The following is an 18313-nucleotide window of genomic DNA, read 5'->3' as shown; positions in this document are numbered from 1 at the left end:
AGGCTTAAATCATTAGAAACGCTTAAGATAATCCTTAAGAAAACCTTAAGATTTTAACCGATATCCCATTCCCCAAATCGTTTCAATATATTCTTCCTCAGGATTTGCCTTTCGCAGCTTGTTTCGCAAATTGCTCATATGGACATTGATTGTATTGTCGTCTCCGTGATATGGCTCATTCCAAACACTTTCAAATAGATTGGATTTGGAGAATACCTTTTTTGGGGAAGACATTAACAGCTCCATAATCTTATATTCCCGGGAGGTTAACGGAATTTCTTCCCCATCGATAAAAAGTGTTTTTCCGTCCAAATCCAATAACAGGTCTTTAAATGCAAGCTGTCGATTGATATGAACTTCCGCATTCTGTCTGTACCTTCTTAACACCGAATCAATGCGCGCCGATACTTCCTCTACGTCAAAAGGCTTCGTTATAAAATCATCGGCACCGCTTCGCAAGCTATCAATTTTCGTCTGCTGTTCATTTTTGGCAGAAATAATAATGACAGGGGTAGAACTTGCCGCAGTGATTTTTTCCAGTATTTCCTCCCCTGACATGCCCGGAAGCATTAAATCTAGCAGAACGAGATCCCATCTCTGATTTTCCAGATATAGGAGAGCCTCCGTGCCGGAATATGCAGGCTGCGGAGTGTAGTTGCTTTGTTGAATGATTTTGCAGAGCAATTGATTAATATCATTATCATCTTCAACAACCAAAACATTTATCGGTTTACTCATGTTTAATCCTTCCCTTTCTCCAAATCTCCTACCTATGCCATAGCAGTTTGCACAGGCATATACACCTTCTCTTCACGGCCATCCAGATAATCCCGCAGCTTTCCTTCATATACAAGAGTTAATTTTGCTACATTTTGCAAATCTCCTGGAGCTATCAATGATATCGGCTTCTCAAATTCTGTAACGGTCCCTTTTTCCAGTACGGACGCAACAAATTGGGAGCAAAACATTGCTTTTTCTCTTTCAATTGGTTTGTTAAAGAGGAATCCAAACAGCCCAGAAAAATTATATTTGTACAACTCCTTTTCTGCTTTCATTTTGCACACATATTGCTTCATTTTTTTCATTTCGTTTTCGCTTACAGTTAAAGAATATATAGCACAGTCTGCCTGTCTAAACAAACCCGACTTCACATTTTCTTTGACAAAGCCGCCGCGAAAGGGATTCCGTTCATGCTTTCTTCCAAAGCTGTATACCTCTGTCATTTTCGAGTCAAAGGATATCGACGCATGATTATATGGCTTCTTCGTATATAGTTTTATCAACTTTGTCAGAATTGACCCAGTATCCGTCAAAAGTATATATACCTTACGTTTTGTCATCCTCATTCTCCTCTGCTGTCAGAAATATTTCTAACATCAATATACAAACTGATTCATAAGAAGAGATTAAACCATTTCTTAAAAATTCCTTAAGATTTGATTACTTAAAGGATGACCTTGGAAAAACTCCAGCTGCTTTGGCATTTAACCTCTTGCATGGGTCTGGAAAGAATTCTCTCGGCTGATTCCTCTAATTTTCCTCTTGAAATCTGCCGTGACAAGCCCTCTCTCGGTCGATTCCTCCCCTTTTCCTCTTGAAATCTGCCGTGACAAGCCTTCTCTCGGTCGATTCCTCCACTTTTCCTCTTAAAATCTGCCGTGACAGGCCTTCTCTCGGTTGATTCTACTGCTCTCCGCCCTAAAATCAGCCGTGATGCCTTTTAAGTAGTAATTTATAAATAAAAGAGCGCGGTACTCTCCTGTGAAAGTACCACGCTGTTATCTATTCATCCTTTTTCTTTACAGCGAACCAAATTTCACTATATACATTGCTTCGGTCGGACAAATCTCCTGTAAATGTAATTCCTGGGGCATCGACAAATTCATAATCAGAAGAAGGGAGCCATTCGGCAGCAATTTTTGCCATCGTATCTTGCATTACTTTTGGAAACTCTCCCCGGCATGAAAAGATGGCCCACGTTAGTGCAGGGACTTCTACCACATCCAATCCGTCAAAGCCAGATTCTTTTGTCGTTAAAAAACCAATCATATGATCGAGACTGCCCTTTTCTTCCTGCCAGCCATCATCAAAATTATAGGATGCATTCACCACTTGATATGGTTCCATATTAGCAAGACTGCGCATTTTTTCCCGTTGCTCTGGCGTTATGCTTTGTGCCAGCTTCATTATTTCGGGATTTTCCCCTTCAAATTGAATCGGTACCCTTTTGCTCACTCCGACAATGCGAAATGCTTCTTTTTTCTCGATTTTATATTCCATATCCATTCCTCCTCGGACTGTTAATTGGAAGGAGAGTTTGGGAAAGGATTTCAGTGTATTATTCTTTTTTACTTCCGATGGGCTAATCCCCGCCCAATCCCGAAAGGCACGGGAAAATCCGTCAACAGATTCATACCCGTATTTAAAAGCTGTGTCTGTCACACTCAAACCTCCATGGAGCAAATCGAAGGTAGCGTTGGACAGCTTCCGGTTCCGGATATATTCACCCAACGACATCCCGGAAAGAAAGGAAAACATTCTGCGGAAATGATAAATCGACGTTCCCGTAATCCTTTCTATCTCCTTGAAATCCACTTCATCATCGAGATGGGATTCGATATATTCCAGTGCTTCGTTCATCTTTTTTAGCATCTTTCCCCCTCCTTCCAAATACAATCTTACTTTTGTTTGCCGCCAATTGCCCGACAAAAAAGGAACGTGTTTCGTCGGATATGAGCCTGCCCCTATCCTGAAATTTGGAACTGCTTTTTATTAGCAACCAATATTTCAGCTTTCCTTCTCTTAATTTATAAATCCACCCGCTCAAATCGGTTTGCGGATACTTTATAGGCTGCAAACATTCCAATGATATATACCAATATCCCGAGAATCAATATTGGCAGCTGTTGCAGCATCATCTCAGGCTCCACACTGTCCAGCCATTGGAATTGGGGAAAATGAACGATTACTTCCATAACCGTTACAGCTAGTGCTGCTGGAATGACTGCCAGGAGGAATGCCTTGCCCACTTTATAAGCGGTTTTGAAGAATACCGTTAAAAAGATAACATTAAATATTGCATAAATCATGAAACCAAAACCGTAATAGGCAACATTCGCTTCAATTCCAGCCGGGTTCCCCTCCGGCAATACATGGACGCGCAAAAAGGCAAATGGCAGAGAAATGATAAGCTGGGTCATCTGTGCCAAGATAACGAGCAAAAATTTTGCTATTACCGTGTCCCTTTTTCTCACCGGAAGCAGAGAGGTGTAATAAATATCATTCGTCTCGCGCCCATACATAAAGGTAATAAACGGAGCAAGACAGCCAAACAGAAACACCATTCCGTAAGGATAAGCAGGGACAATAACCAACACTCCCAGCAGTGTAAAAATATACAAGTTGGGATGGGCAGCTAGCCGCAATTCTTTATAAAGCAGATTAGATATCATAATGGCTCCTTTCCGTGCGGATCATAATTTCTTCTAATGTTAATTCCCCCGTTTCTCCCGGCTCTTTTAAATGCTGAAATGATTCGATGAAAGCATTTTTTTCCGCACTTCTTAACAATTTTCCGCCTTTAATATAGGTAATATCATCAGCACATTTTTCCAAATCCGATGTAATGTGGGTAGAAAAGAGAATGCTTCTTTCCCCATCCCTCACCAGCTGACGGAACAAACCTAATAAATCGTCACGGGATACCGGGTCTAGGCCGCTCGTCGGCTCATCCAGAATGAGGAATTTTGCATGGTGGGAAAGTGCCAGTGCAATCATATACTTTACCTTCATTCCAGTAGACAGTTCCTTCACTTTCTTTTGCGGATCGAGGGAGAAGGTTTGCAGATATTTTTGATAAGCCGCTTCATCCCAATTTTTATAAAAACGTTTGGTGGAGTCAGTAATTTGGGCAATTTTTTTATGGTTGTAAAAATCAATTCCGCCCAAAACGACACCGATATTTTGTTTGCAGTTTTCCTCATTTTCTTTAAAATCTTTTCCAAACATTTGAATGGACCCTTCATCGGGACGGACCAAATTTAACATAGCTTTTAAAGTAGTGCTCTTTCCGGCGCCATTTTTCCCGATAAGCCCCATAATTCTCCCTTTGGGAATCGAAAAGGTGATATTTTCTAAGACAAAGTTTGGATATCTTTTCGTCAGTCCTTCCACAGCAAGTACGTTCATGCTCATTTATCTCCTTTATGAAAAATGTTTTCTACAGCCTGTCCTGTCATTCTCAGGAATGTCTGACTGTCGATTAAGGCAATGCCTTTCGTTAACGGATTCGTATCCCCTAAAACGAGCAATGTATCACCCGGATGCAGATTCAAGGTTTCCCGTGCTTTTTTCGGCAAAGATATCTGTCCTCTTTCTCCGATCGTCACGACGCCAAAAATATGTTTATCCTTTGGCGGAATCGGCACACCTTCTTTTTCCGCGTCATGCCGCACCAAGTCGGTCAAGGAGACATCATACAGATCCGCTAATGCGTCACAGTTTAATATGTCCGGCAGCGAATCTCCGTTTTCCCATTTCGCCACCGCTTGCCGAGAAACACCAATTTTTTCGGCTACCTCTTCCTGGGACAAGCGGTTCCGGTTCCGTAAATAGCGAAGATTAGCTGCAATATTGTTTTTCGTATCATTCATACTTTTCATACCCCCTGTTTTCTATGCTACCGCAAATATAAAGGAATCAACACCAACCGATATATACAAATATTGTTAACGTTAGTTGCAGAGACTATTTATCTGCAATAACACTCCAGACGCCGACTTTACATTTAAGAACTATTTAATAATTCGTTTAGATTCTTATAAGATGTTGCCATTATTGTAATACATGCAAGATCAAATTTTATAAAGAAAAGGAGTTCAGACAAAATGGTTAACAAAAAGTTAAATTGGAATCTTATTATCATCCTTTCTTTCATTGCCCTTATCCGGCCAATAATGAGCATGCTCGGAATATCGGATATTATCGGCCAGCCTTTCGCCAGCATTGCAGCAACAATATGTATTACAATCATCTGGATTTTGACTGTTCTCATAAAACAAGACCCACAGCCGATTCAAACATTGCTTGCCGTCGGAATCGGGTACGGAATATTAGTCATCCTTGTCAGCGGCATCCTATCACCGATTCTCGCCGGACAACTTCAAGGACCATTAACGAATCCTTTGGCGATGATTAGCGTGCTGACAACAAATGCAATCTGGGGTCTGTTTGCCGGAGGGATTGCAAGCATTTTGATGAAAATCAAGAAATAGCAATCGATAGTCAACGCCATCTCTTCTTGGGATGGCTTTTTACTTGGCAATAATAAGAGACGGTTCATTATTTAAGAATTATTTAAGTAATTGCTAAGCGTCCGTTTAGATTTACCCCGTATGATGAAATCAAACATTTGAGGAGGGAATCAATTTGAAAACGACAAATACAAGATTACGTTACGCTAGATTTATTTATTTGCTGCTGACTGCTGCATTTGTAGCATGTGTCTTCGTACAAATTTATATTGCAGGAATTGCAATTTTTGCCGACGTAAGCGCTTGGATGAAGCATATGACTTTTGTTCATATTTTCGGATTTAATTTACCGTTATTCATGCTTGTCTTCGCCATCTTGGGACGCATGCCTCGCTGGTCCTATTGGCAAATTTTTGGAGTGTTTCTGTCTATCTTTCTCATGTACTTCACAGCAAACTTCAAATCCGTTGTACCATTTGTTGGTCCGATGCACGTCATCTTTGCCATCGTACTGCTGGTGCTGTCTTGTTTCATTGTGAAAAACTCATGGACATTCATCTTTAGCCAAAACAAATCTGAGGAGGAATAATAAAAAATGCGATTATTTTTATCTGTTTTCATAGGGCTTGTTGGCGGTTTCCTTTTGGGCATTGCGTTGTCGAGCATGATTGGCATCATTGGAATGTGGTTTATAGGTCAGCCTATAGGTATCAAATACCTTCCCTATTTCACTGCCATCCTTTGTGCAATTGTTGTACCGGCATTAGACCAAAAAAGGTGAGAACACTAAAATCTTTAATCCGGCAATAAACATCGATTATAATAAATGAAAAAATCAATTCACTAGCAGGTGATCTGTTTGTCCATCCGAAAAAGATTGTTGTTAACTAACATCGGCATGATAGTTATTCCTATTTTCTGTTTCTTTTTCATTGAAATTCTTTTAGGATATTTATTTTTCATATTATTTAAAGGCAGCCCGGAAGGAAATGACGTAGACCTGTTTATCCGTTTACGCTTTATTGCTATGGTCGTCATTTTAGTTATAACGAATGGACTGTTAACTTACTACGTTTCCAAAAGTATTCTTACCCCAATTAAGAAGCTAACTGTTGCTGCCAGGAAAATCAGCGAGGGAGATTTAGATTATCGCATCTCCTCCGATAAAAAAGACGAGCTTGGCGAATTGACGAATACGTTTGATGCGATGCGGGTGAAATTAAAAGAAGCGAAAGCAGCCCAGCTGCAGTATGAACAAAACCGGAAAGAATTAATTGCCTCCATTTCCCATGATTTAAAAACCCCGATCACTTCGATAAAAGGCTATATTACTGGAATTAAAGACGGAGTTGCCAACACGCCGGAAAAAATGGAGCGATATTTGGAAACGATTGATAAGACGGCGAATGAAATGAATGAACTGATAGATGAATTATTATTATATTCCAAGCTGGACACGGAAAAGATTCCATTCTATATGGAGAAAGTCGACCTCTATTCCTATTTCGCAGATTTTATTGATGAACTCTCCTTTCAGATCGAAAAGGAAAATGGAAGTGCAGCATTAATCGCAAATCCTGACGATTCCTATATCGTCCATGCAGATAGGGAAAAGCTAAAACGGGCGGTAATGAATATTATCCAAAACAGCTTAAAATATATCGACAAGGAGAAAAAGGAAATCAACGTATATTTAACAGCAGAGGAAAACCGGGTAACCGTGGAAATAAAAGATAACGGAATCGGTATTGATAACGAAGACCTCCCCTATCTTTTTGACAGTTTTTACCGGACCGATGCTTCCCGAAATTCATCTACCGGAGGAAGCGGGCTCGGTTTATCGATTGTGAAGAAAATCATTGAAGGTCATGGCGGAACGATCTGGGCAGAAAGCAAACCTGGAAAAGGGACGAGTATATTTTTTACATTGAAAAAGGTGATGTAAATGCCAAAAGTACTAATCATTGAAGACGAACGGAATATTGCCGAATTGGAGCGGGACTATTTAGAAGTGAACGGGATTGAAAGCGACATTGCCACGACGGGAGAAGAAGGGATAAAACTGGCAGCCAAGAGGGACTATCATCTTATTCTTTTAGACTTAATGCTTCCCGGCATAGACGGTTTCGAATTATGCAAAAGATTGCGGCAAACATTAGACATTCCTATATTAATGGTCACAGCAAGGAAAGAGGATATCGATAAAATTCGGGGCTTTGACCGGGGCGCCGACGATTACATTGTGAAACCGTTTAACCCAAATGAACTGGTCGCCAGAGTAAAAGCGCATATTGCCAGGTATGAACGGTTAACAAAAAAGGATCAGACGCAGAATGATATTCATATAAAAAATTTACGGATTGATCCTGATTCCCGAAGGGTTTTTGTACATGAAAAAGAAAAAACCTTTACTGCGAAGGAATTTGATTTATTATTTTTCCTCGCATCGAATCCGAATATCGTTTTTACGAAAGAACAATTATTTGAACGGATTTGGGGATACGACTCCCTGGGAGATATTACGACCGTCACCGTTCATATCCGGAAAATTCGTGAAAAGATCGAAGAGGATCCATCCAATCCACAATTTATTGAAACGATCTGGGGTGTCGGCTATCGGTTTAAGAACTAAATTATCCAGCCGGGGGAGCGTTGTGCGAGTTCCTCCGGCAAATTTTTTGCGAAAACAGAGCTGCATTCGCCTTACCACTATCTTTTTCTCATTACCTGGCAAAAAACAGACGAACTTCCTCCTTTCGGCTTATTTTTTCACCGCTCCCTTTACAAACAAACAAAACTATGGTAACTTTTAAGGTGAGAAAAAATTGCATATCCGATTTACACTAGGGGTGCTGCATAGCGGCTGAGAGGAGAAATCCAACCCTTATTACCCGAACTGGATAATACTAGCGTGGGGAAGTGTAGTTTCTGTATATATCCATGCGTTATATATGTGATACATACTGTAAAACTGCATTCCCCAGGAATGCAGTTTTTTCTTTACCATTTTTTTAGGAGGAGATCGATGATGAATCAATATTGCGGAACGAGCAGAATTGCAGGCTGTCAATTCAGTTTGCATCCAATGAGTGACCAGTTTGTAAATATTATTCTCTCAACTCTGGAAGAAGTGGATACTTCGAAAGTGTGGATGGAGACTGATGATATTAGTACGTGTATCCGCGGGAAAATGGTTCATGTCTTTGATGTTGTGAAAGCCGTCTTCCTTCACGCAGCAAAAACCGGCGAGCACGTCGCCATGAACGGAACCTTCTCCATCGGCTGTCCCGGTGATAGTGAAGCAGATGTTTATATGGACGAGACGGACGTGCCGGTGAACGAGGAAAAGATGAGTGAAATTTCTCAACCTGCCGGCTGCAAATTTGCTCTCTACCCAATGGGAACAGAGGACTATATGGACAAAATCTATGAACAAATTAATCTGTCAAACGATCGCAATGTGGACGTCACTTCGGTTCACTATGCAACAAGACTTGACGGGGATGTCCACGATATCTTCCAAGCACTATATGAATCGTTTGACCTCGTTCAGCAAAAAGTTTCCCATGTCACGATGACCTTCAGCCTATCAGCAAATAGCCCTACAAATCGATAAGGAGGAAAAACATGGGCAACCAATGGAAATTAAAAGAGATTGTATTAATGTCAATATTAGGTGTCGTATTCGGTATTATCTATCTGGCTTTCTTCCTAATCGGGCAAGGTATAAGAAATATCCTTGCTCCGTTTGGGCTTGCACCTTTTGGCTATGAAATTATTTTTGGAATCTGGTTTATCGTTTCGATTATCGCTGCTTATATTATCCGTAAGCCTGGAGCTGCTTTTACCGCTGAGGTAATTGCCGGTATTACCGAGGTATTGCTCGGTACTGCTGCTGGTCCCGGACTAATTTTATCCGCTGCAGTACAAGGGGCAGGTGCGGAACTCGCTTTTGCCTTAACGAGATGGAAGGATTATAGATTGCGAGTTTTAGTTTTATCCGGAATGACCGCTGCAGTTATCAGTTTTGCCTGGCATCTTTTCTATGCAGGAAATATTGCACTCGCACCTGGGGTCATCGTTGCAACATTTGCAGTAAGGGTCTTTAGCGGCGCACTGCTCGCAGGTGTGTTAGGAAAGTGGATTAGCGATCAACTGGCAAAGACGGGGGTCCTACGTGGATATGCACTTGGAAAGGAGCTGCAAAAACAACGTGAACAAGGGGCAGCGTAAACCGGTTCTGGCAGTTAAAGATTTCTCTTTTTCCTACGAAAACCTCAATAAACCATTATTTCACCAACTGTCCTTTGAACTATACGAAAGGGAAACGACTCTCTTAATGGGTCCAAGCGGATCTGGAAAAAGCTCCCTTGCTCTTTGTTTAAACGGCTTGTATCCAGAAGCGGTGGAAGGCACAAGTTCGGGTTCGATCTTTTTTCGGGGCAAAAATATCCGCGATTTTCACAAAGGGGAAATCAATCAAAAAATTGGCATCGTCTTTCAGGATCCGGACAGTCAATTTTGCATGCTAACCGTTGAAGATGAACTTGCCTTTACGCTAGAAAATCGGAAAATACCCAATGCGGAAATGCCAAAACGGATATCGGCCGTTTTACAACAAATCGGGATGGATGGTTTTCAAAAAAGAAAGATTCACGAACTTTCGGGGGGACAAAAGCAAAAAATTGCATTGGCATCAGTTCTCCTGCTGGAGCCGGAATTGCTAATACTAGATGAGCCGACTGCAAACTTAGACCCTGTATCCCGTTTGGAATTCATCCGACTTATCCGCAGTATGCAAAGACAGTTTCGTATAACTGTTTTCATTATTGAACATCAAATCAATGACTGGTTCGAAATAGCGGATAGAGTTCTTGTTATGGGAAGTAACGGAAGAATTATTGCTGACGGAGAGGTAAATACAGTTTTTTCCGAAAACAAAAATAGACTTCGGGAAGAGGGGGTGTTTTTGCCACAGCAGTTTGATGATTGTTTAAACCATCAAAACAGCAAAAGCATTCCAACCTCATTTGATAAAGTGATTATTTCTATAGAAAATTTATCCTTTAAAAGAAACGAGCAGATGATTCTAAAAAATATGAATCTGGAAATCCGCCACGGGGAATTTGTGGCGATTGCCGGAGAAAACGGTGCCGGGAAATCCACCCTCCTCCAACTGATGGCCGGACTGCTCAAGCCAACAAATGGGGAAATTTACTTTCAAGATGTTTTCCTCCATCACTGGAATGAAAAAGAGCTCAGAAAACGGATAGGTTTTGTTTTTCAGAACCCGGAGCACCAATTTATAACAGATACGGTATATGATGAAATAACCTTTGGGATGAAACTAAACGAAGAATCGGAGGAAAAAATAAAATCAACTGCCAATCAGCTTATGCAGCAATTTCATCTAATAAAGCATCGTCACAGTAATCCGTTTTCTCTGAGCGGAGGGGAAAAACGCCGGCTAAGCGTTGCAACGATGCTTGATGAAACTCCGGATATACTATTTTTTGATGAGCCTACGTCTGGCCAAGATGCACAAACAATGGAAGAGTTAATGAATATTATTGAAAAGCTAAGAGAGAACGGCACTTCGATTGTATTTGTCACCCATGATATGGATATCGTGGATCAAGTTGATCGGGTGATTGTTTTGCATCAGCAAAAAATTATCTATGACGGTATTCCAGACAATCTATGGGGAAGAAAAGAGATACTAAAGAAAGCCAGATTGTGCCTGCCTTATCGAATGAAAAGCCACGATGAAGGAGTACCCGTCTATGATCTCGTCTATTAATCCATCGATTAAAGCAATCGCGGTACTGATTCCAGGGATAATGCTCGGATTTACCTTTGATGTGTTTACACCTTTACTCTATTTCATTTTCATCTTAATTGTTACCTTTACAATGAGTGATATCCCTATTAGCAAATGGTTAAAATTTTTCAGTCCCTTCCTTATTGTCGCTGCAAGTTTTGCATGGATGACCATTTTATATGCCAATCAGACCTTTTCATATGGAAAGGTTTTGTTTACCATTTGGGGTTTGGAAATTACGGAAGGAAGTGTCATAACAGGGTGCAGCCTTGCCCTGCGTTCCCTCTGTTTCGTTTCGTTGTCCTTATTATTTGCCCTGACTACAGATTCAACAAAATTTATGCTCAGTTTAATGCAGCAGTGTAAAGTACCGCCCAAAATAACGTATGGAATCCTTGCCGGGTACCGATTTCTTCCGAGTTTTCGTGAAGAAATGGAAATCTTAAAACAAGCCCATCGCATTCGCGGTGTCCACAGAACGAAAGGAATAAAAGGCAAGCTGCAACAGCTTAAAAGATATTCCATCCCATTGTTGGCAAGCGGAATCCGAAAAGCGGAACGAGTTGCAATTGCCATGGAATCGAAAGGTTTTACCGGTGAACGTGAGCGCACCCACTTTCATCAATTGACCGTACAAAAAAAAGACTGGATGTTTCTTGCATTGCTGATTGGAGGGTTAGCAGTCATATATATTACATCCTATTATCTCGGTTATTTAAATATTTTTGGAAAACAATTTTAAACGAATTAGACTTATTACACTAGAAAAGGCCTGCAACTCTAGCTTGCAGACCTTTTTTCTCTTAGTTATATGGACAGTGGGAAAAACGTATCTTGATCGTAGCGCAATTTTCTTTTATCTTCGTTTTTTCCTCTTTTGATTGTTTAAAAATTTCTTGGCACTTTTCATGCCGCCCATTTCCTTAAACATAGCATTTAGCTTTTCTCTTTCAATCATTTTAGAATTAAGCCCTTCATATTTCTTCTCTTTCAATAGTTTTCGGTAGCTTTCCAGTCTATCTGCAGATAAAGTTCCGGCTTGAATCTCCCTTTGCACGGCACAATCCGATTCATTTGTATGGGTGCAGTCATTAAATTTGCACTCTGCTGCTAATTCTTCTATATCGACAAAGGTTTTCGATAGATCAGCATGCATAATACGGAGTTCACGCATGCCTGGTGTATCGATGACAACCCCGGAGTCCGGAAAAATGATTAGTTCTCTTCTAGTCGTCGTATGCCTTCCTTTATCATCCTTTCTCGTTTCCCCTGTATCTAAAAGGTTCCTGCCAAGAAGGCGATTAATTAACGTTGATTTGCCTACTCCGGATGAACCGATAAAGGCAACTGTCTGCCCATTGCCGAGATATTTCTTTAATGACTCGACGCCTTCCTCAGAAGTACTTGATGTGACATGAACATCAACTCCGAAAGCTATGGAAGATATTTCATAGACTTTACTCTCTATATCGTTGCATAAATCCGACTTAGTGAGGACAACAACTGGCATCGCCCCGCTGTCCCAAGCAATAGACAGATAACGTTCCAGCCTCCGCAGGTTATAATCATTATTTAATGCCATACAAATAAATACAGTATCAATATTTGCGGCAACAACTTGCACATCATCTTTTGAACCCGCTGCCTTCCGTGCAAAGACACTTTTGCGAGGAAGCACGTGGTGTATTACCCCATTTCCTTTGGTATTATCCGTCCGGTCGACCATGACAAAATCTCCAACCGCAGGAAAATGTGAGAAATCCTGAGTATGAAAGTGAAACTTACCCGAGACTTGAGCAGTAATTTCACCGCTTTCCGTCATTACTTTATACAAATTCTTCGATTGGGATGAAACACGTCCAATAAATAGATTGCTATATAATTTAGACTCCTGAAACAATTGCTCCGTGAGCCCGAGATTTTTCATATCATTTTGATTCAATTTCATTTTCCTCCTAAAGTTTTGATTGTAACCACTTTCACTCCAAAGTGGATATTAGAGCACCTTTATAAGCACTTCCAACGCCGTTTTTGCTCCAAAATGGACATTAGAATGCTCCTATAAGCCCTTTCTGCACCGGTTTCGCTTCAAAAGTGACTTTAGAACGCTTCTATAAGCACTTTCTACACCGGTTTCGCTTCAAAAGTGACTTTAGAACGCTTCTATAAGCACTTTCTACACCGGTTTCGCTTCAAAAGTGACTTTAGAACGCTTCTATAAGCACTTTCTACACCGGTTTCGCTTCAAAAGTGACTTTAGAACGCCTCTATAAGCCCTTTCTGCACCGGTTTCGCTTTAAAAGTGACTTTAGAACGCCTCTATAAGCACTTTCTGCACCGATTTCGCTTCAAAAGTGACTTTAGAACGCCTCTATAAGCACTTTCTACACCGGTTTCGCTTCAAAAGTGACTTTAGAACGCTTCTATAAGCACTTCCAACGCCATCTTTGCTCCAAAATGGACTTTGGAACACTTCTATGAGCATGTCTAACATGATTTTTCCTCCGAAGTGGGTATTAAAAACTTCGATAACAATTTTATTATTGTTATAAATACTGTCCGGTATAAGAGTTTTTGTTTTTCATAATATCCGCCGGCGTTCCTTCTGCAATAACTTTTCCACCTGTGTCTCCCCCTTCCGGCCCTAAATCAATTACCTAGTCTGCGGCTCTAATCATTTGGCTGTTATGTTCTACCATAATAACCGTATTGCCTGCATCCACGAGGCGATTCAATAGTTTCAATAATAGTGCAACATCATTTGGATGTAATCCTGTCGTCGGCAAATATAATGACTGTTTATTTCCCTGTTTCAATAGTTCTTTTGCCAGCTTTAACCGCTGTCCTTCCCCGCCTGACAATGTTGTTAATGATTGTCCCATTTTTAAATAGCCTAAGCCTATTCGACGAGCAATTCGATAACAGTCCTGACTTTTTCTCCTCTTTAAAAATATCCAAGCAATCTTGCACAGAACTTTCTAAAATATCATTAATGGAGTATCCGCAATATTTTACCGATAAAATATGCCGTTGGAACCGCATCCCATGACAGACCGGACATACAACTTCCATTTCTGGAAAGAAGAGCATATTTGACGTCACATAGCCTAAAGTCGTTTACTGGATAGGTAATCGGAATATTAAAGCAAAAAATCAAGCTGGACTTTTTATTAATCCAGCCTCAAAATCTTATAAACTTGCACGCGGGCGGGCTTCATAGTACTTAAATATCTTTGTTTAGACCTATTAAAAGAAGACGGGTCTTCATGCTTTTGTTCATTTGCTGTTTTTAACATTTCGATCAGTGTCGTTGCCTCTTTTTCTCCGATATTCAATAGCGGATTATTTAATATTTCACGCTCACGGTCATCAAAATATTCATTGAGAAATTGTGTCTTGCGATTTTGCTCCGCTTGTGTCTGCCGGACAAAACGGAAAATATTTTCCCAACTAAGATCCTGCTCCACGATGGACAGTTGGAGACAAAGCCGGGATAATTTTTCCTGATAGTTCAGCCGTTCCCGTTCCCTTTCTATCAATGCCAAATGTTCCTCAAAAACATTTTTCCATTGATGCTGATCTAAAATTTCCTTAATTTGTTTTAAGTTAAAACCGAGTTCTTTTAAAGCCAGTATTCGCTGCAATTTTAAAACGTCTTCTTTCGAGTAATAGCGGTATCCAGATTCAGCAACATGCGATGGCTTCAGCAGGTGAATTTCATCGTAATACCTGAGGGTACGAACAGTGAGATTTGTTTCTGAAGCGACTTTACCGATACTGTACATAGAAAAACCCTCCAAAACTTTTTCCAATCTTATTGTAAACTCTCACGTATACGTAAGAGTCAAGGGCCAACGAATATTGTATACGGAAATCTAAGAATCTTGAAAATCATTATTGCAGCTTAAGTATTATGGTGCAGTTTTTGTTACTATAATCTGCATATTAATTTGGTTATCCTTCTTGAAGCAATTGCTGACAGCTACCATCTGAGATGTTATCTATTGTATACGATTGGAACCATACCAACTCCTCTTCCCGGAAATTTTTTAATTATATTTCATTGACATTTCTTCACGTCACGGTATAATATATATATGAACATATGCTCATATAATATTTTTAATTTGAGGTGGAAAAATGGTTGAAGAGAAGCAACAGGAAGAGGAATTAAGTGACGAAAGACAACATTTGGATGATGAAACCCTATTTATCGTTTCTCAAACATTCAAAGCACTAAGCGATCCGACAAGAATTCGAATATTGAACTTGTTATGTACCGGAGAGCATTCCGTCACCGATATTGCTGAGACATTAAATTTAAGCCAGTCAAGTGTATCCCACCAGCTGCGTTTTTTAAAAAATTTGAGACTGGTTAAATATCGAAGAGAAGGAAGAACGCTATACTATTCAGAGGATGACGAGCATGTGATGAATTTACTGAAGCAGGCGATTGAGCATGCTTTGCATCATTAATTATAGGAGGGACTAACATGGGACACCACCATGGTCATGACCATTCACATGGTGCGAATAAAAAAGTTTTGCGTATCAGTTTTATCATTATTACTCTTTACATGATTGTGGAGGCGGCGGGAGGCTTTCTTACGAATAGTTTGGCGCTGCTTGCGGATGCAGGTCATATGTTAAGTGATTCCATTTCCCTCGGCATTGCACTCCTCGCCTTTATACTTGGCGAAAAAGCTGCAAACTACAGCAAAACTTACGGATATAAACGTTTTGAAATATTGGCTGCAGTACTTAACGGACTAACACTGATTCTCATTGCCATTTATATTTTTTATGAAGCGATTTCCCGTTTTCAGCATCCGCCAGAGGTAGCATCAAAAGGAATGCTGATTATCGCTTCCATCGGGTTGCTCGTAAATATCGTTGTTGCTTGGATAATGATGCGCGGCGGGGATGTGGAGGAAAATTTAAACTTGCGCGGCGCCTACTTGCATGTCATAAGCGATATGCTCGGTTCCATTGGTGCCATTATTGCAGCACTTTTGATTATCTTTTTCGGCTGGAGCTGGGCAGATCCGCTCGCCAGTGTTATCGTTGCTATTCTTGTACTACGCGGCGGCTACTTCGTTACAAAATCAGGGCTTCATGTCCTGATGGAAGGAACGCCGCAAAATGTCGATGTGGAAGATGTCATTCAAACGATTCAAAACACGAAAGGCATTATCGGTGTGCACGATTTGCATATTTGGTCGATTACAAGCGGGTTAAATGCCCTTTCTTGCCATGCAGTCGTTGACGATCAAATGACCATTGGCGAAAGTGAACAATTGCTCCGCTCTATTGAGCATGAATTGGAACATAAAAATATACATCATATGACGATTCAGTTAGAAACATCTGCCCATCTGCACGACAATTCGATTTTATGCAACGTGGAAGCAGCACCTGCCGTACATCATCACCATCATCATTAGTGGATACACCTCTCCAGTATTAAGCTGGGGAGGATTTTTATTTGCTTGCTTCTTCATCTATAATTCTTTTCCTTATTATTTTTGTTCGTTGACTACACAAACTAATAAAAAGAGAAGTGCTATGTCATAAAAACAATAGCACCTCTCTTTTATGGAAATAATATTTAACTGAAATCCGTTTCTGTGACCGTAGAAATCTGCCAGGTGATGTTAAATTTGTCTTTAACCTGACCATATGCCGGACTAAAAGGGGTTTCCTGCAAAGGCAAAATTACTTCACCGCCGGCGGAAAGTTTTTCAAATACTTCTTTAGTTTTTGCGGCGTCAGTGAATAATACAGCCCCGTTTAATTGGAATCCAATTTTGTATGGATCATCGGGAAAATTATCAGATAGCATCAAATATGTATTGCCGATCTTTAACTGTGCATGGGCAACAAGATTCCTTCGCTCTTCGGGAAGAGGAAAATCAGGATTCTCCGGAAAATCACCATAAGTTTGAATGCCAAGCAGCTCCGCATCGAATGCATCCTTGTAAAATTCCACCGCTTCTTTTCCATTGCCATTCGTCCTTACATAAGGGAACACACCTAAAATCATAATTTACACCTCAATTCATTTTTTAGAAATAGACATACTTGCTTCATTAAAGTAATGTATTCAAGAACATTCTGCCCTTGTATAAATAAAAAATACAGTGCAAGTATACATTTTTGACAGAAATTTGCAAACAATCGCTTTTTAACAAACCGAGATTCATACGAATAATTTCTTAAAGTTTTTTGTATAGATATAATGTTCCTTTTTCACTTTAAGATACTATGATCAGTTTCATTTATTCTGTTTATTAATTCGTCTGACGTAAGAACTGTAGCAAATTCGTCATGCAAAGTTGCTAACGATACATGATGAATTATTTCCGGGTCATAGTATTTGCCGTTTTGATCCTTCAAACCGAAAGCAGCCGTAGCATCTGAAACCAAATAAGCTTTGAAGCCCAAGTTTCCGCTCATTCTAGCTGTCGTTGAAACACAATGAGGCGTCGTTAGCACTGTTATCGCTACCGTCGTTATGTTATTGTCTTTTAAATGTTCTTCTAAGTTAGTTCCGATAAAGCTGCTATTTACTTTCTTATTTATGACCACTTCCCCACGAATAGGCTTAACAATTTCTTTGATTTCAAATCCTTTATTCAATGGATAAAATAGAGAACTAGGACTGTCTGACGTATGTTGAATATGAATCACCGGCCATTCCTTTTCCCTCCATATTTTTAAGATCCTTTTTATATTTTCTTCTGCTTGTAAGTTATTTCTCTTTCCCCATTTCTTATCATCAAAAGCCTTCTGCACATCAACTATTATTAACGCAGGATTCTGCACCACCGCAATCCCCCTATTTTTAAAAATCCCGTCTAGTCAGACTTTGTTGTATCATACATCGTTTATAAATATTTATAATTTATAACGCATTCCTATGGCTTGGAAAACAATTAAAAAATCCCGGTTTCTTATTAAAGAAAAACCGGGATGTTTTGTCTGGTCCTTACAACCGATGACTTGAAAAATGTATATTATACCATTACTAAAAAATTTGCTAATGCTCTTTTATTCATGTTTGTGTCAAGCTTTTCTCGGTAACCTTCTCACACCAGTATTTCCGGCACTCTATTTTTGTACGCTTACTTAGGCTACCGCGCGATTACCATCGCTTGGTGCCTGGCGTTTTTTGTTCGGTTCTACAAACCAAGAACCAAAAAAACGCCAGGGTATTATCTAAAGCTCTTAGCTAGTTTGC

Annotated in this window: 22 protein-coding genes, 1 pseudogene and 1 riboswitch; of the genes and pseudogenes, 12 read left to right on the top strand and 11 right to left on the bottom strand. The window is 40.1% G+C overall.

Features of this window, described 5'->3' with window-relative positions; translation table 11 throughout:
• Window positions 1–45 precede the first annotated feature (45 nt).
• The 6 genes from IEV18_RS11110 to IEV18_RS11085 form a co-directional block, all read right to left on the bottom strand.
• On the bottom strand, window positions 46–738 hold the full coding sequence (locus IEV18_RS11110) for a response regulator transcription factor (protein ID WP_188392452.1): 693 nt from the start codon (window positions 736–738) through the stop codon (window positions 46–48).
• Window positions 739–770: 32 nt separating this feature from the next.
• Window positions 771–1340 (bottom strand): hypothetical protein, encoded by a 570-nt coding sequence (locus IEV18_RS11105; protein WP_188392451.1) that lies wholly within the window; start codon window positions 1338–1340, stop codon window positions 771–773.
• 442 nt (window positions 1341–1782) lie between these two features.
• On the bottom strand, window positions 1783–2652 hold the full coding sequence (locus IEV18_RS11100) for an AraC family transcriptional regulator (protein WP_188392450.1): 870 nt from the start codon (window positions 2650–2652) through the stop codon (window positions 1783–1785).
• Between the two features lie 155 nt (window positions 2653–2807).
• A complete protein-coding gene (locus IEV18_RS11095; RefSeq protein ID WP_188392449.1) occupies window positions 2808–3452 on the bottom strand; it encodes an ABC-2 transporter permease in 645 nt (214 codons plus the stop codon).
• On the bottom strand, window positions 3442–4188 hold the full coding sequence (locus IEV18_RS11090) for an ABC transporter ATP-binding protein (RefSeq protein WP_188392448.1): 747 nt from the start codon (window positions 4186–4188) through the stop codon (window positions 3442–3444). The genes IEV18_RS11095 and IEV18_RS11090 overlap by 11 nt, the downstream gene beginning before the upstream one ends.
• Before the next feature lie 2 nt (window positions 4189–4190).
• A complete protein-coding gene (locus tag IEV18_RS11085) occupies window positions 4191–4652 on the bottom strand; it encodes a helix-turn-helix domain-containing protein (protein WP_188392447.1) in 462 nt (153 codons plus the stop codon).
• A gap of 234 nt (window positions 4653–4886) precedes the next feature.
• On the opposite strand from IEV18_RS11085, the gene IEV18_RS11080 reads away from it, so the two are divergent.
• The 10 genes and pseudogenes from IEV18_RS11080 (at window position 4887) to IEV18_RS11040 (ending at window position 11815) form a co-directional block, all read left to right on the top strand.
• Window positions 4887–5273, top strand: coding sequence for a hypothetical protein (locus IEV18_RS11080; RefSeq protein WP_188392446.1), 387 nt, complete (start codon window positions 4887–4889; stop codon window positions 5271–5273).
• Window positions 5274–5427: 154 nt separating this feature from the next.
• Window positions 5428–5841 (top strand): DUF6220 domain-containing protein, encoded by a 414-nt coding sequence (locus IEV18_RS11075; protein ID WP_188392445.1) that lies wholly within the window; start codon window positions 5428–5430, stop codon window positions 5839–5841.
• Window positions 5842–5847: 6 nt separating this feature from the next.
• A complete protein-coding gene (locus IEV18_RS11070) occupies window positions 5848–6033 on the top strand; it encodes a DUF5957 family protein (RefSeq protein ID WP_188392444.1) in 186 nt (61 codons plus the stop codon).
• A gap of 117 nt (window positions 6034–6150) precedes the next feature.
• Window positions 6151–6699, top strand: a pseudogene (locus IEV18_RS17670) (histidine kinase dimerization/phospho-acceptor domain-containing protein); the annotation flags it as partial.
• 30 nt (window positions 6700–6729) lie between these two features.
• The gene (locus IEV18_RS17665) at window positions 6730–7197 is read left to right on the top strand and encodes a sensor histidine kinase (RefSeq protein WP_444542328.1); all 468 of its coding nucleotides are present in this window, start codon (window positions 6730–6732) and stop codon (window positions 7195–7197) included.
• Complete coding sequence (locus IEV18_RS11060; protein WP_188392442.1) at window positions 7198–7884, top strand: response regulator transcription factor; 687 nt, start codon at window positions 7198–7200, stop codon at window positions 7882–7884. It abuts the gene before it with no gap.
• Between the two features lie 203 nt (window positions 7885–8087).
• Window positions 8088–8187, top strand: a riboswitch (TPP riboswitch).
• Window positions 8188–8277: 90 nt separating this feature from the next.
• On the top strand, window positions 8278–8868 hold the full coding sequence (locus tag IEV18_RS11055; RefSeq protein WP_308421566.1) for a YkoF family thiamine/hydroxymethylpyrimidine-binding protein: 591 nt from the start codon (window positions 8278–8280) through the stop codon (window positions 8866–8868).
• Between the two features lie 11 nt (window positions 8869–8879).
• The gene (locus IEV18_RS11050) at window positions 8880–9485 is read left to right on the top strand and encodes an ECF transporter S component (RefSeq protein WP_188392441.1); all 606 of its coding nucleotides are present in this window, start codon (window positions 8880–8882) and stop codon (window positions 9483–9485) included.
• Window positions 9436–11052 (top strand): ABC transporter ATP-binding protein, encoded by a 1617-nt coding sequence (locus tag IEV18_RS17535; RefSeq protein ID WP_308421567.1) that lies wholly within the window; start codon window positions 9436–9438, stop codon window positions 11050–11052. The genes IEV18_RS11050 and IEV18_RS17535 overlap by 50 nt, the downstream gene beginning before the upstream one ends.
• Window positions 11036–11815 carry an energy-coupling factor transporter transmembrane component T family protein gene (locus tag IEV18_RS11040; RefSeq protein ID WP_188392439.1) on the top strand — a complete coding sequence of 260 codons (780 nt, stop codon included), beginning with the start codon at window positions 11036–11038 and terminating at the stop codon, window positions 11813–11815. The genes IEV18_RS17535 and IEV18_RS11040 overlap by 17 nt, the downstream gene beginning before the upstream one ends.
• A 114-nt stretch (window positions 11816–11929) precedes the next feature.
• Here IEV18_RS11040 and rsgA read toward each other — a convergent pair whose 3' ends face one another.
• The 3 genes from rsgA to IEV18_RS11025 form a co-directional block, all read right to left on the bottom strand.
• Window positions 11930–13021 carry a ribosome small subunit-dependent GTPase A gene (rsgA, locus tag IEV18_RS11035; protein ID WP_229733632.1) on the bottom strand — a complete coding sequence of 364 codons (1092 nt, stop codon included), beginning with the start codon at window positions 13019–13021 and terminating at the stop codon, window positions 11930–11932.
• A gap of 709 nt (window positions 13022–13730) precedes the next feature.
• The gene (locus IEV18_RS17260) at window positions 13731–13955 is read right to left on the bottom strand and encodes a hypothetical protein (RefSeq protein WP_229733631.1); all 225 of its coding nucleotides are present in this window, start codon (window positions 13953–13955) and stop codon (window positions 13731–13733) included.
• 288 nt (window positions 13956–14243) lie between these two features.
• The gene (locus IEV18_RS11025; protein WP_188392437.1) at window positions 14244–14858 is read right to left on the bottom strand and encodes a MerR family transcriptional regulator; all 615 of its coding nucleotides are present in this window, start codon (window positions 14856–14858) and stop codon (window positions 14244–14246) included.
• A gap of 355 nt (window positions 14859–15213) precedes the next feature.
• On the opposite strand from IEV18_RS11025, the gene IEV18_RS11020 reads away from it, so the two are divergent.
• Window positions 15214–15549 carry an ArsR/SmtB family transcription factor gene (locus tag IEV18_RS11020; RefSeq protein ID WP_188392436.1) on the top strand — a complete coding sequence of 112 codons (336 nt, stop codon included), beginning with the start codon at window positions 15214–15216 and terminating at the stop codon, window positions 15547–15549.
• 17 nt (window positions 15550–15566) lie between these two features.
• On the top strand, window positions 15567–16517 hold the full coding sequence (locus tag IEV18_RS11015) for a cation diffusion facilitator family transporter (protein ID WP_188392435.1): 951 nt from the start codon (window positions 15567–15569) through the stop codon (window positions 16515–16517).
• A 164-nt stretch (window positions 16518–16681) separates the two neighbouring features.
• Here IEV18_RS11015 and IEV18_RS11010 read toward each other — a convergent pair whose 3' ends face one another.
• Together IEV18_RS11010 and IEV18_RS11005 are read right to left on the bottom strand one after the other, a co-directional pair.
• On the bottom strand, window positions 16682–17116 hold the full coding sequence (locus IEV18_RS11010; protein WP_188392434.1) for a VOC family protein: 435 nt from the start codon (window positions 17114–17116) through the stop codon (window positions 16682–16684).
• A 206-nt stretch (window positions 17117–17322) separates the two neighbouring features.
• The gene (locus IEV18_RS11005; protein WP_188392433.1) at window positions 17323–17901 is read right to left on the bottom strand and encodes a cysteine hydrolase family protein; all 579 of its coding nucleotides are present in this window, start codon (window positions 17899–17901) and stop codon (window positions 17323–17325) included.
• Between the last annotated feature and the right edge of the window lie 412 nt (window positions 17902–18313).

Source organism: Compostibacillus humi, assembly GCF_014637175.1.
Lineage (GTDB): Bacteria > Bacillota > Bacilli > Bacillales > Amphibacillaceae > Oceanobacillus > Oceanobacillus humi.
The sequence above is the reverse complement of the archived record's forward strand: the minus strand, read 5'-3'. Positions and strand labels throughout refer to the sequence as shown.

What these genes read in the sequence shown, in the direction of transcription:
- IEV18_RS17535 (WP_308421567.1), top strand. Translation starts at nt 9,436, where the DNA reads ATGCACTTGGAAAGGAGCTGCAAAAACAACGTGAACAAGGGGCAGCGT.
- IEV18_RS11095 (WP_188392449.1), bottom strand. Translation starts at nt 3,452, where the DNA reads ATGATATCTAATCTGCTTTATAAAGAATTGCGGCTAGCTGCCCATCCC.
- IEV18_RS11020 (WP_188392436.1), top strand. Translation starts at nt 15,214, where the DNA reads ATGGTTGAAGAGAAGCAACAGGAAGAGGAATTAAGTGACGAAAGACAA.
- IEV18_RS11070 (WP_188392444.1), top strand. Translation starts at nt 5,848, where the DNA reads ATGCGATTATTTTTATCTGTTTTCATAGGGCTTGTTGGCGGTTTCCTT.
- IEV18_RS17665 (WP_444542328.1), top strand. Translation starts at nt 6,730, where the DNA reads ATGGAGAAAGTCGACCTCTATTCCTATTTCGCAGATTTTATTGATGAA.
- IEV18_RS11040 (WP_188392439.1), top strand. Translation starts at nt 11,036, where the DNA reads ATGATCTCGTCTATTAATCCATCGATTAAAGCAATCGCGGTACTGATT.
- IEV18_RS11085 (WP_188392447.1), bottom strand. Translation starts at nt 4,652, where the DNA reads ATGAATGATACGAAAAACAATATTGCAGCTAATCTTCGCTATTTACGG.
- IEV18_RS11025 (WP_188392437.1), bottom strand. Translation starts at nt 14,858, where the DNA reads ATGTACAGTATCGGTAAAGTCGCTTCAGAAACAAATCTCACTGTTCGT.
- IEV18_RS11050 (WP_188392441.1), top strand. Translation starts at nt 8,880, where the DNA reads ATGGGCAACCAATGGAAATTAAAAGAGATTGTATTAATGTCAATATTA.
- IEV18_RS11060 (WP_188392442.1), top strand. Translation starts at nt 7,198, where the DNA reads ATGCCAAAAGTACTAATCATTGAAGACGAACGGAATATTGCCGAATTG.
- IEV18_RS11110 (WP_188392452.1), bottom strand. Translation starts at nt 738, where the DNA reads ATGAGTAAACCGATAAATGTTTTGGTTGTTGAAGATGATAATGATATT.
- IEV18_RS11090 (WP_188392448.1), bottom strand. Translation starts at nt 4,188, where the DNA reads ATGAACGTACTTGCTGTGGAAGGACTGACGAAAAGATATCCAAACTTT.
- IEV18_RS17260 (WP_229733631.1), bottom strand. Translation starts at nt 13,955, where the DNA reads ATGGGACAATCATTAACAACATTGTCAGGCGGGGAAGGACAGCGGTTA.
- IEV18_RS11105 (WP_188392451.1), bottom strand. Translation starts at nt 1,340, where the DNA reads ATGACAAAACGTAAGGTATATATACTTTTGACGGATACTGGGTCAATT.
- IEV18_RS11055 (WP_308421566.1), top strand. Translation starts at nt 8,278, where the DNA reads ATGATGAATCAATATTGCGGAACGAGCAGAATTGCAGGCTGTCAATTC.
- IEV18_RS11010 (WP_188392434.1), bottom strand. Translation starts at nt 17,116, where the DNA reads ATGATTTTAGGTGTGTTCCCTTATGTAAGGACGAATGGCAATGGAAAA.
- IEV18_RS11100 (WP_188392450.1), bottom strand. Translation starts at nt 2,652, where the DNA reads ATGCTAAAAAAGATGAACGAAGCACTGGAATATATCGAATCCCATCTC.
- IEV18_RS11015 (WP_188392435.1), top strand. Translation starts at nt 15,567, where the DNA reads ATGGGACACCACCATGGTCATGACCATTCACATGGTGCGAATAAAAAA.
- rsgA (WP_229733632.1), bottom strand. Translation starts at nt 13,021, where the DNA reads ATGAAATTGAATCAAAATGATATGAAAAATCTCGGGCTCACGGAGCAA.
- IEV18_RS11080 (WP_188392446.1), top strand. Translation starts at nt 4,887, where the DNA reads ATGGTTAACAAAAAGTTAAATTGGAATCTTATTATCATCCTTTCTTTC.